Origin of the sequence: Miniphocaeibacter sp. (assembly GCF_049276255.1) — a bacterium.
Lineage (GTDB): Bacteria > Bacillota > Clostridia > Tissierellales > Peptoniphilaceae > Miniphocaeibacter.
In genome coordinates, this window is record NZ_JBASWB010000073.1 from 51,077 (window position 1) to 68,562 (window position 17,486).

The window sequence follows — 17,486 nt, forward strand, 5'->3', positions numbered from 1 at the left end:
TTATGGATAATAAAAAATTACTTGAAAATATGAATGAACAATATAATTTTGAATTAGAGTCTGCATATATTTATAGAGCAATGGCTCATTGGTGTGAAATAAATGATTGGAATGGATATGCTAATTTCTTATACAAACAAGAAGCAGAAGAAATAGAACATGCAGATAAATTTAAAGATTATCTATTAGAAGTTGGCTATGATGTAAAATTAAAAGCAATTGGCGAACCAAAATCAGAATATAAGGATTTAGAAGAAATATTTAAAGCAGCATTAGAACATGAAAAAATTGTTACTTCTAGAATAAGAAAATTATTTGATGAAGCAAGAGAAATTGGAGATTATGCATCTGAAGATTTATTATCTTGGTATATAACAGAACAAGTTGAAGAAGAAGCGTCATTTGAAGCTATAGTTACAAGACTTGAAAGAATTGACGGAAGTATTTCAGGACTTTATATTTTTGATGGTGAAATGGCTCAAAGACAATAGTATTTAGCTATGAAAATTAAATCCAGTAGACTTGAAACAATAGCTGCAACATTAAATCAATATCCAGTTGATGACCTACCTGAAATAGCCTTTGCAGGTAGGTCAAATGTTGGAAAATCGAGTTTTATTAATGCAGTAATAAATAGAAAAAATCTTGCAAGAACTAGTTCAAAACCAGGTAAAACTAGAACCGTTAACTTCTATAATATAAATGAGGAGTTTAGGTTAGTAGATTTGCCAGGCTATGGTTATGCTTCAGTATCAAAAACGGAGAAGGATAATTGGGCTAAAATAATTGAAACTTATTTAAATAATAGAAAAAATCTTTATGAAACAATCTTAATTGTAGATATTAGACATAAGCCAACACAAAATGATATACAGATGTATGATTGGATTTTGTCTTATGAATTTACAGGTTTTGTAATAGCAAATAAGGCTGATAAAATCTCAAAATCTAAGTATAAAACAAATGTAGATCTTATAATGAAGACTTTAAATATAAAAGATAGAGATTTAATAATACCTTTTAGCTCAGAAAAAAAGATAAATATAGATATTGTAAGAGAACAAATTGAAAATATAGTAAAATACGGTTCAGGTTTTGATGAATAAATAGTAATTATATTTTATATATAATTACTGGAATTAAATTTATTAAGATTCTAAATTAATATTATTTATTAAAATAGTAAAAGAAAAATTTATTTTTTACAAAAAAAGTAGACATTATAAATATGTCTACTTTTATATTATTTAAAGATATTTTATTTTGATTATTCTTCTTCAAACATATCTTTACCAGCTCCGCATACTGGACAAACCCAATCCTCTGGTAAATCTTCAAAAGCTGTACCTGGAGCTATTCCTCCATCAGGATCTCCTTCTGCTGGATCGTATATATATCCACAAGGTTGACATACATATCTTTTCATAATCAACACCCCTCCTTTCAAATTAGATACAAACTATTTATACCCTAAAAATAGAAATTAAACAATATATTTTATCTTTAATAAATTGTGATAATTTTTTATTTTAGGGTAAATATATAATGGTGATAGACATGAATATATATGAGGATTGTACTTGCAGCAGTATTTTTAATGCTACTCATATGACTAAAGACTTCATAAGTAAATTAACAAACTATTTTGATGATGAAGAATTAATATATGACATTCGTTTAATTATTACAGAGTTATTGGTAAATTGTGTACAGCATGGTAATAAAAATGATTTGTCAAAGAAAATTTCTTTATCGGCAGAAATAGATGATAATAAAATAATCATAAAGGTAAAAGATGAAGGTGAAGGAGTGAAGCAAGAAATTACTGCTAAAGTAGAAGAATGTAAAACTTGTGGTAGGGGATTACTTATAGTAAAAAAACTAACCGACAATTTAATATTCAACAAAAATGAAATAGTAGCAGAATTATATTTATAATTTGCTTCTATTTTTTTGCTGATTTTGTGATATACTGTTAAAGTTAGATTTTATAGGAAGTGGATTGATTAAATGACATTAAAAAATAATATAAGAAATATAGCAATAATTGCCCATGTTGATCATGGTAAGACAACATTAGTAGATGGTTTGTTAAAAACCAGTGGAATATTTAGAGAAAATCAAGAAGTAGAAGATAGAATAATGGATAGTAATGATATCGAAAAAGAAAGAGGAATTACTATTTTATCTAAAAATACAGCAATCGAATATAAGGATTATAAAATCAACATAATAGATACTCCTGGTCATGCTGACTTTGGTGGTGAAGTTGAACGGGTTTTAATGATGGCTAACGGTGTAGTATTAGTAGTTGATGCTTTTGAAGGACCAATGCCACAAACTAAATTTGTTCTTAAAAAGGCTTTTGAATTAAATTTGCCAACAATAGTATGTATAAATAAAATAGATAGGGAAGAAGCTAGACCAGATGAAGTAGTTGATGAGATATTAGACTTATTTATACAATTAAATGCAGGGGAAGAATATTTGGATTCTCCATTTATATACGCTTCAGCAAGAGAAGGTTACGCTACTAAAGACCCTAATGAAAAATATACAGACATGACACCATTACTAGACACTATAATAGATTATATACCTGCTCCAGAAGGGGATATAGATGAACCATTTAAGTTATTGATTTCAACAACGGATTATAGTGAGTATGTTGGTAGAATAGGTATTGGTAAATTAGAGTCCGGAAGTATAAAAGTAAATGATACAGCACATATAGTTAACTATAATGATAAAAGTGTAGATAAAAAAATAACTATAACAAAAATTTATGAATTTCAAGGTCTTAATAGAGTTGAGGTAAATGAATCTACAGTAGGTAATATAGTTGCTGTAACTGGTGTTGAAGGAATAAATATTGGAGACACTATTTGTTCTGAAGAGGATGTAAGACCATTACCCTTTGTTAAAATATCAGAGCCTACCTTATCAATGAATTTTATAGTAAACAACAGCCCTTTTGCTGGTAGAGAAGGGAAATATGTAACAAGTAGACAGATTAGAAATAGATTATACAAAGAGCTAGAGACAGATGTTAGTTTAAGAGTTGAGGATACAGACAGTACCGACTCTTTTAGGGTTAGTGGTAGAGGAGAATTGCATCTTTCTGTATTAATTGAAAACTTGAGAAGGGAAGATTATGAATTTCAAGTATCAAAACCTGAAGTACTCTATAAAAAAGATGATGATGGTAAATTACTAGAACCTATAGAAACTGTTGTAATTGATGTTGATGAAGAGTTTGTTGGAACTATAATTGAAAAATTAGGTCAAAGAAAAGCTGAACTTAAAGATATGAAACCATCCCAAGGTGGATATACAAGATTGGTTTTTGAAATTCCTACAAGAGGATTAATAGGCTACCGTCAAGAATTTATTTCAGATACGAAAGGTAGTGGAGTAATAAATTCTGAATTTAAAGAATATGCAAGATTCAAAGGTGAAATACCAAGAAGAAGTACAGGATCTTTAATATCATATGAAACAGGAACAGCTACAGCTTACGGACTTAATGCAGCTCAAAGTAGAGGGGTTTTATTTATAAAACCAGGTGAAGAAGTATATGAAGGTATGGTTATAGGCTCAAATCCAAAAGGATTAGATATAGAGGTAAATGTTTGCAAGAAAAAAGCCCAAACCAATATTAGATCATCAGCAGCTGATGAAGCTTTAAAGTTGTCACCACCTAAAATTATGAGCTTAGAAGAGTTATTGGAATTTATTGAAGAAGATGAGTTAGTAGAAATAACTCCAAAAAATTTTAGATTAAGAAAAAAAATCCTTAACTCAGAAAAGAGATATAAATCAAAAAAAAATAGCAAATAAGGCGAATTTATCTAGGGAAAAAGGCAGTAATTCGCCTTTTTTCTTTGTTAAGAAAAGTCAAAAATATATCACCTATTAGAGTAAGATTACATTTTTTTATTAAGTAAAACTATTGCTTTACTTTACAAAAGTTGTTATTATATATGGTAGAGATAATTAAAATGAGGAGGCTAATTAATGAAAACAGATGTACAAATTGCTCAAGAAGCAAAGATGGATACAATCTTAGAAGTAGGCAAACGTTTAGGAATAGATAGTGATGACCTTTACTTATATGGTAATTATAAGGCTAAAATAGATTTAGGCTTATTGGAAAGGTTAAAAGATAAAGAAGATGGGAAACTGATTTTAGTTACAGCTATAAACCCTACTCCTGCAGGAGAAGGAAAAACAACTATGAATGTAGGTTTATCAATGGGGTTAAACAAAATTGGTAAATCATCTATTTCAGCGTTAAGAGAACCTTCATTAGGACCAAGCTTCGGAGTTAAAGGTGGAGCAGCAGGTGGTGGATACGCTCAAGTAGTTCCAATGGAAGACATTAATATGCATTTTACAGGGGACTTCCATGCTATTACAACTGCCCATAACTTAATTTCTGCATTATTAGACAATCATTTACAACAAGGAAATGAATTAAGAATAGATCCAAGAAGAATTCTTTGGAAAAGAGTTCTTGATATGAATGATAGAGCATTAAGAAATATTGTTGTTGGATTAGGTGGAAAACCTAATGGTGTTCCAAGAGAAGATGGATTTGACATAACAGTTGCTTCAGAAATTATGGCAATTTTATGTTTAAGTACAAGTTTATCAGATTTAAAAGAAAGAATTGGTAATATTTTAGTTGCATATAGTTATGAAGGGGAACCTATATATGCGAAAGATTTAAAAGCTCAAGGTGCAGTAGCCTTAGTAATGAAAGATGCTATTAACCCTAACCTAGTTCAAACATTAGAAAATACACCAGCAATACTTCATGGTGGACCATTTGCTAATATAGCACATGGATGTAACTCTGTTGTTGCAACTAAAATGGCTATGAAATTATGTGATTACACAGTTACAGAAGCTGGTTTTGGTGGAGACTTAGGAGCAGAGAAATTCTTTGACATTAAATGTAGACTTGGTGGAATAACACCAGATGCAACAGTTGTAGTAGCAACTGTAAGAGCTTTAAAACATCACGGAGGAGTTGCTAAAGCCGATTTAGGAACTGAAAACTTAGATGCTTTAACAAAAGGATTTGCTAACTTAGAAAGACATATTAAAAATATGGCAAGCTATGGAATACCTGTAGTAGTTGCAATTAATAAATTCCCAACAGATACAGATAAAGAAGTTGAATTACTAAAAGATTTAACAGTAAAAGCAGGTACAGTTGCAGTTATTTGTGATGTATGGGCAAAAGGTGGAGAAGGTGCAGTAGAACTTGCACAAGTAGTAGTAGATAAAATAGAAGAAAGTGAAAATAAATTCCATTATTTATATGATGATGAAAAATCAATAGAAGAAAAAATTGAAACAATTGTAAAAGATATTTATGGTGGAGATGGAGTAGACTTTACTTCAAAAGCTAAAAAGAAATTAAAAGAAATATCTGATTTAGGACTTGATAATTATCCTGTATGTATGGCTAAAACTCAATATTCCTTCTCAGATGATCCAAAATTGCTAGGAGCACCAACAGGGTTTACAGTAACAGTTAGGGATTTAAGAGTTTCTAGAGGGGCAGGTTTTATTGTAGTCCTAACAGGAGATATAATGACCATGCCAGGATTACCTAAAGTTCCTGCTGCTAATAATATAGACGTATTAGAATCTGGGGAAATTGTTGGATTATTCTAATAAGGAGTGATTTATTTGACAGATGAGTCGAGAATAAAAAGTAAACAAATTGATGAATTTTTTGACGCTGTTTTAATGTTAGAAAATAAAGAGGATTGCTACAAATTTTTTGAAGATGTTTGTACTGTAAGAGAATTACATTCAATTACTCAAAGGTTAGAAGTAGCAAAGCTATTAAAAATTAGAAAAACCTATAACGAAATAGAGAAGGAAACAGGAGCCTCTACAGCTACTATTAGTAGGGTAAACAGAAGTTTAAACTATGGTGCTGAGGGTTATGAGTTAGTACTGGATACTTTAATAGCAAGAGATTTAGAAAGAAAGAAAAAGAATAAAAAATAAATAATAAAAAAACAAAGATTTAAATAACTTTTAAATCTTTGTTTTTTTATTGAATTATTTTCAAAATAGTTGTATCATATAAACGTAATGTTAATTTAATAACAGATTTTTATTAATATATTAGTATATTAACAAAAATCTGTTAAATAATCTAATATTGGGTAAAAGATTACTAAAAGCTTTATTAAGCGAATATTAAAAGGAGGAAAATATGAGAAAGAAGTTAATTGTTGGAATGAGTATGGTATTAGCATTAACCTTAGGGCTAACATCATGTGGAGGAAAAGAGGAGAAGAAACCAGCTTCTTCAGGAGAAGCAAAGGGAATAAAAGCAGAAATATCTGTACAAGCAGAGAAGGAATGGATGGATTACTATAACAATGCAATAGAAAGAGTAAAGAAAGACAATCCAGATGCAACTATTAATATAATAGAAAAAGGTGCTTTTGATCATATAGATGTTATTGATCAAACAGATGGAACTAATAAAGACGTAGCTGATGTTTTTGCAATTCCAATTGATAGAATAAGTGGTTTAGTTAAAAACGATGTACTTGGTGCTGTAGATACAGAATATATAAAATCTAAAGTAGCAGGTTATGAAGACCTAGATAATGGTATTGGGAAAAACTTTAAAGTTGATGGAGATTACTTAGGATTTCCATACAATATAGAAACCCTTGTAGTATATGCAAATAAAGCAAATGCAGAAGCTAAAGGAGTTGACTATTCAAATCCATTAGAATTTAATGATTTAAAACAAAATGATTTTGTAACAAAAATTCACGACTTATGGTTTGGAGTTGCATTTTTAAATTCTGCTGATATTAATTTATTAACAAAAGAAGACGATGGTAAATTAACTACGGATTTAACTACTCCTTACAGTGAATTATCAGAAGATAAACAAGCTGTTTTTGAATCGCTATATAATTATTGGAAAGGAAACTCTGAAGAGAACAGTCCTATTTTAGATAAATCATCTGCCGATTCATTTATAGATGAAAGCTTTAAATCCGGAGGAGAGTCATCATTAAGATTAGATGGTCCTTGGGCTATGAATAGTTTAGGAGAATTTACAAATGAAGGTAATGATTTAGATGTTATTTCAACAGAGATGATAACAGTAAACGGTAAACCATTAAAACACTGGAAGAGTGGATGGGGTCTTGTAATTAATTCTAGAATTGAAGTAGATGAAGATAAAATGGCTTTAGCTAACGCTTTAATAGCTGAATTAATTAATCCAGAATTTGCAGAAGACCTATTTAAAGCTACAGGAAAGATACTTGAAAATGTTCCAGTTGAAGATTATGAAAAAACAGGTTTATCAGATGCTGATAAAAATGTTATAAAAGCAACTATAGATTCATATGAAAAATCAGTTGCCCGTCCAACTTTTAGTGAAATAGATAATGTTTGGACAACATGGGAAAATGCAATATTATCATGGAATAGCGTTAAACCAGCAGATGCAGAAGCTGCTTACAATGAAGTAAAGGCATCATTTGAAGCTTTTATGACAAATTTAGGTCAATAAAAGGAGTTAAGAAGGAGTCTAACTCCTTCTTATTTCATTAATAATATGGGAAAGAAATTAGAAACAAAACAACTAATAGCAATCTTAATATTGTCGGGAATAATTATTTTGTCAGAATCATTACAGGTGTTAATGGCTGTTAAGGATTTAAATTATTTTGAACTATACAAGGAAACATTAGGCAACAATATAACTTATGATGAATTTGTAACAATAGGTTTATTAGGATATTTACAAGGTGTATTAATTCCGATAATTTTGTCTATATATACATTTTTCACCTATAAGAAAATCAAAGTTAATTGGTTATATAAGGCAGTATGGGTATTGCTATTATTGTCGAGTTTAATAATGAAAATAATGGGATTTTTTATTGGCTCGATATTTTTTTATATAAGTATTATTTCTACTTTTCTATTACTTATATATATTTTGTTAATAAAGTTAAAGTAAGGAGGTTCGGCATTGATTGGTTATGAAATAAAAGTTTATGACAGTATTGGAAACCCTCATGAGAGAAAAAATTTATATTTAAAGGAAGTAGCTGAGCTTCAAGAAAAATATGAAGAAACAAAGGACGTTAATTATAAAAACAAATTAAAGGACCTAGTTTCAAAAAAGAACTCAAATAAATATATTATAGAATTAAATAAGGTAAAAAAAGAAGAAAAGGAATTTTTAAACAGCTTAAAAACTTTAGCTGAAAATCATAAAAAAGATAACAACAATATCTTACCAAAATCATTGTTGAAATTAGATATAGAATTTAGACTAGCTATTGAAAAAATCGAATTTTATAAAAAATATGTAGATTTAAGTTATGATTTTGAACTAGAGTATAAAAGCAATAAATTATTAGTAGAACAACTACCTTTAATTATAAGGGAATATAATAACTTAAATAAAGATATTAATTTCATCAATGAAGAATTAAAAAATATTGATAAAAATCAAGAAGGCCTTGTAAAAAAAGAAATAGAAGAATATATTGAAAATAGAAAAAAACTTTTAAATGAACAAAAATTGCAATTAAAAGATAAAAAGAACAAGGGAATTATATCTAAAAAGGCTTATAAAAATGAAGTAAAACAATCTAAATATAAATTCAAAGACGATATTGAAACAAAGAGTTTTGAATCTAAGGAAAAATACTATATTAATTTAAAAAAATCCATAGAATTTATGTTTAAAGATGGTGTAAAAACCAGAAAGAAAATATTAAATGCAGATATAGCCGATCTTAGAAGAAAAACACCTGTGGAAGTTGAAAGTAAAGACAGTTGGAAAGCAATTATTACCTTCCCAATACCGGGATTGGGACAAATTTTAAACAGACAATATATGAAATCGTTATTTTTCTTATTAGGAAGTTTATTTATTTATAGTGTTGCAATACCCTATAGTCTTGGATTTGGTAATTATCAAGGAACGGGAATATCTGGCTTATTAAGTTTAGCAGAAGGAGGAGCTAGGCTAGATAAGAGTTTAATATTTATGATAGAAGGTATAATAGCCTTTGTATTATTGGTTTTTGCAGTTTTAATATTAATCTTGTCATTTAAAGATGTCTATGGGGTTTTGAAAAATAGATTTAAGGGAATACGTGAAAATAATTGGTTTGAAACTAAGGACAATATAGATAATAATGGATTTCCTTATATTGTAAGTATACCTGCCCTAATACTTATTGTATTTATAGTAATAGTGCCAATTGCTACAGCCTTGTTACTTTCCTTTACAAATATGGACCCAGATCATCAATCTAAATTTAGTTGGATAGGATTTAAGAATTATGCCATGTTACTGAAAGGTGAAGGAATGGCAGGTTCTGTATTCTGGAAAATCCTAGTATGGACATTAATATGGACATTTGGGGCAACAACACTTGCTATATTTATTGGCTTTGCTTTAGCTCTTTTAGCTCATAACGAAAGAATAAAGGGGAAGGTGGTTTTTAGAACGATATTTCTATTACCATGGGCAGTACCGGCGTTTATAACTATAATGTTCTTTAGTATTATGGCATCACCAGGAGGAGCAATTACAGAAATACTATCAGGTATGTTTGGTACAGATGTACTAATAAAAAATAGTACGGTACTAACAAGAATAGCCTTAATATGCTTACAGGGTTGGTTAGGGTCTTCATATATATTTTTATTGGCAACAGGAGTGTTACAGGGAATACCTGGAGATTTATATGAAGCAGCTGATATTGACGGAGCAACAGCCTTACAAAGGTTGACTAAAATCACCATTCCATTGGTTTTATTCCAAACAGCACCTTTACTTGTAAGCCAATATACATTTAATTTTAATAATTTCTCTATAATTTATTTATTTAATCAAGGGGGACCGTTTAATCCTACAAATTATGGAAACTTAGCAGGCTCATCAGATATATTAATATCGTATATATATAATTTAACAATGGTAAATGGTTACCAGGCAGTAGGAGCTGCAATAACTATATTTATATCCATTGGATTAATGGTATTTACATTTATTGGATATAGAAATTCAAAAGCTTTTAAGGAGGATATTTAAATGAAAAAAAATAAAAATAAAAATCTTTATCTATCAGATAGACCTCCTTTAACATTAGTTGGGAAAATAGGCCTTTTTGTAAGCTATTTAGTTTTAATATTATGGAGTTTAGCAATAATACTTCCTATATTCCAAATGGTGTCATCATCCTTTAATGGAAATCAAGGAAGAAATATAATGTTAAATACGGAATTTGTATTTTCCTTAAAGAACTTTGAGTATCTATTTAAGGAAACTCATTTTATAACCTGGGTTATAAATACGATTTTAATTGCAGTAGCAACGGCTTTAGTTACTTTAATAGTAGTTTCTTTTACAGGTTATGCTTATTCAAGATTTAGATTTAAAGGTAAGAAAACCTCTTTAATGGCTATTATGTTAATACAAGTAATACCTACATTTGTAGGGATTACAGCATATTTTACAATGCAGTCTATAATAGAGTCTAAAATTCCTATATTTAGTAGACAGGTAATGTTGGTTCTTATTTATGCAGCAGGGGGAATAGCTTCAAATACCTTTATTTTAAAAGGATATATAGATTCTATTTCACCAGAATTAGATGAAGCTGCCAGAATAGATGGTTGTTCAAATATGCAAATTTATAGACTTATAATAATGCCTATAGCAAGACCTATGCTGTCAATAATTGCATTGTGGTCATTTATTGGTCCGTTTATGGATTATTTAATATCAAAAATATTGTTGACAAGTCCAGAGACCTATACTTTAGCAACTGGTTTATTTACATTGGTTAACGATGAAAGAAATATGAATCAACCAGCATTTGCAGCAGGAGGACTATTAACTGCAATACCAATAGTGGTATTATTTATAGCGTTGCAAAAACAACTAGTATCTGGATTATCATCAGGATCAGTAAAAGGTTAATTAGGAGGAAATTATGAAAGTAACTTTAAAAAATATAGGTAAAAAATATGAAGGAAGAGAAGATTTTACCATTAGAAATATAGATTTAGATATAGAAAGTCATGATTTCTGTGTAATACTTGGTCCATCAGGATGTGGTAAATCAACATTATTAAGAATGATAGCAGGACTTAATTCAATTACAGAAGGTGAATTGTTATTTAATGGAAGGCTTATGAATAAAGTGGCATCTAAGGACAGAGATATAGCTATGGTTTTTCAATCCTATGCCCTGTATCCTCATATGACAGTTTACGATAACATGGCCTTTTCTCTAGCAATGAGAAAAACAAGTAAAAAGACCATTCATGATAGGGTTACAGAAGCGGCAAAAGTATTACAAATAGAAGATTATTTATATTCAAAGCCATCAGATATTTCTGGGGGGCAAAGACAAAGAGTTGCTCTTGGAAGGGCTATGGTTAGAAAACCGGCAGTGTTTTTAATGGATGAGCCATTATCTAATCTAGATGCAAAATTAAGAGAACACATGAGAATTGAATTAGTTAGGCTACACAAACAATTAGAAACTACTTCAATTTATGTAACTCACGACCAAACGGAAGCTATGACAATGGCAACAAAAATAGTTTTATTGGACAAGGGCGTTGTACAGCAAGTTGGAAAGCCAGATGAATTTTATGACAGACCAAACAATCTATTTGTTGCACAATTTATTGGCTCACCGACTATGAATACAATAGATGGTAAATTTATAAATGGACAATTTGAGTCTTTAAGTGGTGAAATTAAATTTGAGCCAACAGGAGAAGAAGCAAATAAATTTATAGATTATGCAAATAAAAATATTACAATAGGAGTTAGGTCTGAAAGATTTGAAATAAAAGATAAACTTGAAAAAGGATGTTTTACTGGTAAAATAGAAGTTGTAGAAAACCTAGGTAAGGAAAAAGTCCTGTATGTTAAATTAAAAGATTCTAAAGAAATTGTAATGACAATGCCAGGATACCTAAGTTTTAGTGAAGGAGAGGAAAAAATATTTAAGTTTGAACCAAAGGCTGTTCATTATTTTGATAGAGATACTGGTTTAAGAATTTAAAATATTAGTGAGGGTATATGGAAGAGTATATTAACAAAAACGACGAATATAATTATAAAAAAGTAAATAAATTAAGGGAAAGTGGAATTATTATGCATATAACTTCACTTCCTTCAAAATATGGAATAGGAACTTTCGGAAAGTCTGCATATGATTTTGTAGACTTTCTTAAGTCTGCCAATCAAAAATATTGGCAGGTTCTTCCATTAGGACCAACAACTTATGGAGATAGTCCATACCAATCATATTCATCTTTTGCTGGAAATCCATACTTTATAGATTTTGATATTTTAAAAGATATAGGATTGTTGGAAGTGGAAGATTATGAAAATGCAGATTTTGGAGATAATGAAGAGGAAGTAAATTATAGTTTAATCTACAATAATAAAATGGACATTTTAAGGAAAGCCTACAACAAGGCTAAGGAATTAAACTGGGATTATACTGAGTTTTTAGAAAATAATAAGGAATGGATTTATGACTATTCGTTATTTATGGCCTTAAAAGAACATTTTAATGGTGTTTCATGGATTGAATGGGATAAGGATATAAAGCTTAGAGAAGAAAGGGCAGTAGAATACTATAGGGAAAAACTTTCTGAGGAAATGGAATTTCATTATTTTCTTCAATTTAATTTCTTTAAACAATATGAACAACTAAAAAAATATGCCAATGATAAGGGAATAAAGATTATTGGAGATTTACCAATTTATGTTGCACCAGATAGTTGCGATATTTGGGTAGACTATAAATATTTTAAAGTTGATGAAAATCATGAACCTATTACAGTTGGAGGTTGTCCTCCTGATGACTTTACCGAAGATGGTCAACTATGGGGGAATCCAGTTTACAATTGGGAAGCTTTAAGGGAAGAAGGCTACAAGTGGTGGATTAAAAGAATGGAAATCAATATGAAATTATTTGACAAAATTCGTATTGATCATTTTAGAGGATTTGAATCATTTTGGGAAATTCCTTCAGACCACGAAACAGCTAAATATGGGAAATGGACAAAGGGGCCAGCTGAAGAATTCTTTGATATTTTAAAGAAAAACATTCCAAATTTAGATGTAATTGCTGAAGATTTAGGCTATATGACAAAAGAAGTAACAGCTTTAAGGGAATATACAGGATTTCCAGGAATGAAAATACTTCAATTTGCTTTTTCACCAAATGATGAATCGGATTATTTACCACATAATGTTGAAAGGAACTGGGTTATGTACACAGGAACCCACGACAATGAAACCTTAACCTCTTGGTTGGAGAATGCTTCAAAGGAAACTGTAGATTATGCTAAGGATTATTTGAAGTTAAACAAAGAGGAAGGATATGAATGGGGATTAATTCGTGGTGTATGGAGTTCTGTTGCCAATTTAGCTATTGCACAGATGCAAGACTTTCTTTGCTTAGGAGAGTTTTCAAGAATGAATAGACCAGGTACTTTAGGAAATTGGAAATGGAGAGTAAAATCCGATATGTTAACAGAAGATTTAGCAAAAAAAATAGCTAATTTAACAAAATTATATAGCAGGAATAGATAAGAATTATCAAACCTTGATAATTCTTTTTTTCCATGTTATAATGTTTAGATGTAATATTAGAAACTGGATAAATATGTATAAAAATCTTATACATGTTTATTTGTCTTTTTCATTTATAGAGAGGTGGATCGCTTATGCATAAAGAACAGTACGGAATTACAGAAAGAATGAGTTATTCTCGTATTCAGAAAGTTCTAGATCTCCCTAATTTAATAGCGGTACAAAAGAATAGCTACGATTGGTTTTTAGAAGAAGGACTTAGAGAGGTTTTTGACGATATAAGTCCTATTTCTGACTATGCGGGCTCTTTAGTACTTGAATTTGTTGACTATTATTTAGAGGAGACTCCTAAGTATTCTGAGGTAGAAGCTAAAGACAGGGATGCAAATTATTCTTGTCCCCTAAAAGTCAAGGTAAGGCTTATTAATAAGGAAACAGAAGAGGTAAAAGAACAGGAAGTTTTCATGGGAGATTTTCCTATGATGACCAACAGTGGTACTTTTATTATAAACGGAGCTGAAAGAGTTATAGTAAGCCAGTTAGTACGTTCTCCAGGAGTTTATTATGGAGAGGAAATAGATAAATCTGGAAATAAATTATATTCTTCTACAGTTATACCTAATAGAGGTGCATGGCTAGAGTATGATACAGATGCAAATGGGGTTATTAGTGTAAGAATAGACAGGACAAGAAAATTACCTGTTACTACTTTACTTAGAGCTTTAATATATCCTACAGATGAGGAAATTATAGAGGCTTTAGGAGATACGAAGGAATTAAGAGCGACTCTTGAAAAAGAGGTTTCAAATACAAGAGAAGAAGCACTATTAGAAATATATAGAAAATTAAAACCAGGGGATCCAGCAGCTATAGAGTCTGCAGAGCCTCTTATAAACAACCTATTTTTTGACAGTAGAAGATATGACCTAGCAAAAGTAGGTAGATATAAATTCAATAAAAAACTATCTCTAGTAGATAGAATTGTTGGAACACATGCGGCATATGATGTTGTTAATGAAGAAACAGGAGAAATATTAGTTTCTGAAGGAGAATTTATAAACAACGAAATAGCAAAAAGCATTGAAGATGCTGGTATTTATTTCTTAGACGTAATAAAAGATGAAAATAAAGTTAGAGTTATTAGTAATAGATTTGTGGATTTAGACGCTTTTGATATTGACTTTGATATTTCTGATTTAAAATTATCTGAAAAAGTTTACTATCCTAAAATGAAGGAAATTTTAGAAACCTATGATAGTGAAGAGGAAATTAGAAACGCTATTAAGGAAAACTATAATACATTAAGTCCAATTCATATAACTCCACAGGATATTCTTGCAAGTATATCCTATGAGTTCAATCTTTTCTATGGTGTAGGAAAAGTAGATGACATTGACCATTTAGGAAATAGAAGAGTTAGAGCAGTAGGAGAACTTTTACAAAATCAATTTAGAATAGGTCTTTCTAGAATGGAAAGAGTTGTAAAGGAAAGAATGTCTACTCAAGATCCTGATTTAGCTACACCTCAGGCCTTAATTAATATAAGACCTGTAGTTGCGTCTATAAAGGAATTTTTTGGCTCCAGTCAATTGTCACAATTTATGGATCAAACAAATCCTCTAGCAGAACTTACTCATAAAAGAAGAATGTCTGCATTAGGACCTGGTGGACTTAGTAGAGATAGGGCTGGAGCAGAAGTTAGGGACGTACATGATACTCACTATGGAAGAATTTGTCCAATAGAAACTCCAGAAGGACCAAATATAGGCCTTATTACCTCTATGACCACATATGCTAGTTTAAATGAATATGGTTTTTTACAAACTCCATACAGAAAAGTAGAAAATGGAGTTGTTACAGATAGAATAGATCTATTAACTGCAGACCTTGAAGATACTTTTATAATAGCTCAAGCAAATGAACCATTAGATGAAAATGGTGTTTTTGTTAATGAGAGAGTTCTAGGTCGTGGTTATAATGGAGAAAATGATATTTATCCTAGGGAAAAAGTTGATTACATGGACGTTAGTCCGCAACAAATTGTTTCTGTAGGTACAGCTATGATTCCGTTTTTGGAAAATGATGATGCGACTCGTGCCCTAATGGGATCTAACATGCAGAGACAGGCTGTTCCATTACTGAAAACAGATGCACCAATTATAGGAACAGGTATTGAGCATAAAGCAGCTAAAGATTCAGGAGTTGTTGTAATAAGTAACTGTAATGGTGTTGTTACAAAAGTTGCAAGTAATGAAATTCAAATAACTAGAGATGAAGATAAAAGAGTTGAAAGATATAAAATCCTAAAGTTTAAAAGATCAAATCAAGGAACTGCATTTAATCAAAGACCAATAGTAAAAGTTGGAGAAAGAGTTTCTGTTGGAGATATTATTGCAGATGGTCCAAGTACTGAAAATGGAGAAATAGCTTTAGGTAAAAATATTTTAATAGCATTTATGACTTGGGAAGGTTATAACTTCGAGGATGCTATGTTATTAAATGAAAAATTAGTTATAGATGATGTTTTAACATCACTTCATATAGAAGAACATGAAAGTGAAGCTAGGGAAACTAAACTAGGCCCTGAGGAAATAACTAAGGATATACCTAATGTTGGAGAAGATATGAGAAAAGATCTTGACGACAGAGGTATTATTAGAATCGGAGCAGAAGTTACTAGTGGAGATATTCTAGTTGGGAAAGTTACTCCAAAAGGAGAAACTGAACTATCAGCAGAAGAGAGACTATTAAGGGCAATATTTGGAGAGAAGGCAAGGGAAGTAAGAGACACTTCTTTAAGAGTTCCTCATGGAGAAACTGGAATAGTAGTAGATGTTAAAGTATATACAAGAGCTAATGGAGATGAATTATCACCAGGTGTTAACCAAGTAGTTAGAGTTTATGTTGCTACTAAAAGAAAAATACAAGTTGGAGATAAAATGTGTGGACGTCATGGTAATAAAGGGGTAGTATCTAGAATTTTACCAGTAGAGGATATGCCATATTTAGATGATGGAACACCAATTCAAATTGTATTAAACCCATTAGGGGTACCTTCAAGAATGAACTTAGGACAGGTATTAGAAGTTCATTTAGGACTAGCAGCTAAAAAACTAGGATGGAAGGTTGCAACACCTGTATTTGATGGAGCTACAGATAAAGATATTATTGAAGCTTTAGAACAAGCTGGATATCCAGGAAATGGAAAAGTAAGAATAAGAGATGGAAGAACAGGGGAAGCATTTGATAATCATGTAACAGTAGGTTATATGTATATGTTAAAACTACACCATTTAGTAGATGAAAAAATACATGCTCGTTCCACTGGCCCTTACTCTTTAGTTACACAACAACCACTTGGAGGTAAAGCTCAATTTGGTGGACAAAGATTTGGAGAAATGGAAGTTTGGGCTTTAGAGGCTTATGGAGCATCTCATACTTTACAAGAGATTTTAACTGTTAAATCAGATGATATAGTTGGTCGTGTTAAAACTTATGAATCAATAGTTAAGGGAGAAAATATTCCTGAACCTGGTGTACCAGAATCATTTAAAGTTTTAATTAAGGAACTACAAGCATTATCTTTAGATGTTAAATTATTAAATGCTGATCATGAGCAAATATTCTTTAAGGAAAATGATGATGAAGTAATGGACTTTCATAGTGTAGAAAATGAATTTACTAAGAAAGAAGAAATAGTAAATGATATAGAATCTGATGAATATAAGTCAGACACTGAACTAGGCTTTTCTATTATTGAAAAAGATGAAAGTAGCCTTCAACAAGAATAATTTATAAACCATGAACTTATATATGTATATGAAAGGAGAGACTC

General features: G+C 30.4%; 14 protein-coding genes. 13 read left to right on the forward strand and 1 reads right to left on the reverse strand.

Annotated features, from left to right (window positions below; genetic code table 11):
- The first annotated feature begins 2 nt into the window (after positions 1–2).
- Both WAO56_RS10040 and yihA read left to right on the forward strand, forming a co-directional pair.
- Positions 3–491 carry a ferritin gene (locus tag WAO56_RS10040; protein WP_422144866.1) on the forward strand — a complete coding sequence of 163 codons (489 nt, stop codon included), beginning with the start codon at positions 3–5 and terminating at the stop codon, positions 489–491.
- A gap of 9 nt (positions 492–500) precedes the next feature.
- Positions 501–1,106, forward strand: coding sequence for a ribosome biogenesis GTP-binding protein YihA/YsxC (gene yihA / locus WAO56_RS10045; protein WP_422144867.1), 606 nt, complete (start codon positions 501–503; stop codon positions 1,104–1,106).
- A gap of 161 nt (positions 1,107–1,267) precedes the next feature.
- Here the strand turns inward: yihA and rd are convergent, their stop codons facing one another.
- Positions 1,268–1,426 (reverse strand): rubredoxin, encoded by a 159-nt coding sequence (gene rd, locus WAO56_RS10050; protein ID WP_422144868.1) that lies wholly within the window; start codon positions 1,424–1,426, stop codon positions 1,268–1,270.
- A 131-nt stretch (positions 1,427–1,557) separates the two neighbouring features.
- Here rd and WAO56_RS10055 point away from each other — a divergent pair, with 131 nt between their 5' ends.
- The 11 genes from WAO56_RS10055 (at position 1,558) to WAO56_RS10105 (ending at position 17,442) form a co-directional block, all read left to right on the forward strand.
- Positions 1,558–1,938, forward strand: coding sequence for an ATP-binding protein (locus WAO56_RS10055; RefSeq protein ID WP_422144869.1), 381 nt, complete (start codon positions 1,558–1,560; stop codon positions 1,936–1,938).
- 72 nt (positions 1,939–2,010) lie between these two features.
- The gene (gene typA / locus WAO56_RS10060; RefSeq protein ID WP_422144870.1) at positions 2,011–3,840 is read left to right on the forward strand and encodes a translational GTPase TypA; all 1,830 of its coding nucleotides are present in this window, start codon (positions 2,011–2,013) and stop codon (positions 3,838–3,840) included.
- A gap of 177 nt (positions 3,841–4,017) precedes the next feature.
- Positions 4,018–5,688 (forward strand): formate--tetrahydrofolate ligase, encoded by a 1,671-nt coding sequence (locus WAO56_RS10065; RefSeq protein ID WP_422144871.1) that lies wholly within the window; start codon positions 4,018–4,020, stop codon positions 5,686–5,688.
- Positions 5,689–5,703: 15 nt separating this feature from the next.
- Positions 5,704–6,030 carry a YerC/YecD family TrpR-related protein gene (locus WAO56_RS10070; RefSeq protein WP_422144872.1) on the forward strand — a complete coding sequence of 109 codons (327 nt, stop codon included), beginning with the start codon at positions 5,704–5,706 and terminating at the stop codon, positions 6,028–6,030.
- A gap of 211 nt (positions 6,031–6,241) precedes the next feature.
- Complete coding sequence (locus tag WAO56_RS10075) at positions 6,242–7,570, forward strand: sugar ABC transporter substrate-binding protein (RefSeq protein WP_422144873.1); 1,329 nt, start codon at positions 6,242–6,244, stop codon at positions 7,568–7,570.
- A 45-nt stretch (positions 7,571–7,615) separates the two neighbouring features.
- The gene (locus WAO56_RS10080) at positions 7,616–8,023 is read left to right on the forward strand and encodes a hypothetical protein (RefSeq protein ID WP_422146352.1); all 408 of its coding nucleotides are present in this window, start codon (positions 7,616–7,618) and stop codon (positions 8,021–8,023) included.
- Positions 8,024–8,035: 12 nt separating this feature from the next.
- Positions 8,036–10,117, forward strand: a complete 2,082-nt coding sequence (locus tag WAO56_RS10085; RefSeq protein ID WP_422144875.1) for an ABC transporter permease subunit — start codon at positions 8,036–8,038, stop codon at positions 10,115–10,117.
- Positions 10,118–11,008, forward strand: a complete 891-nt coding sequence (locus WAO56_RS10090; protein ID WP_422144876.1) for a sugar ABC transporter permease — start codon at positions 10,118–10,120, stop codon at positions 11,006–11,008.
- A 13-nt stretch (positions 11,009–11,021) separates the two neighbouring features.
- The gene (locus WAO56_RS10095) at positions 11,022–12,107 is read left to right on the forward strand and encodes an ABC transporter ATP-binding protein (protein WP_422144877.1); all 1,086 of its coding nucleotides are present in this window, start codon (positions 11,022–11,024) and stop codon (positions 12,105–12,107) included.
- A gap of 17 nt (positions 12,108–12,124) precedes the next feature.
- Positions 12,125–13,651 (forward strand): 4-alpha-glucanotransferase, encoded by a 1,527-nt coding sequence (gene malQ, locus WAO56_RS10100; protein WP_422144878.1) that lies wholly within the window; start codon positions 12,125–12,127, stop codon positions 13,649–13,651.
- Positions 13,652–13,785: 134 nt separating this feature from the next.
- Positions 13,786–17,442: a DNA-directed RNA polymerase subunit beta gene (locus tag WAO56_RS10105; protein ID WP_422144879.1), complete on the forward strand. Its 3,657-nt coding sequence runs from the start codon at positions 13,786–13,788 to the stop codon at positions 17,440–17,442.
- The last annotated feature ends 44 nt before the right edge of the window (positions 17,443–17,486 follow it).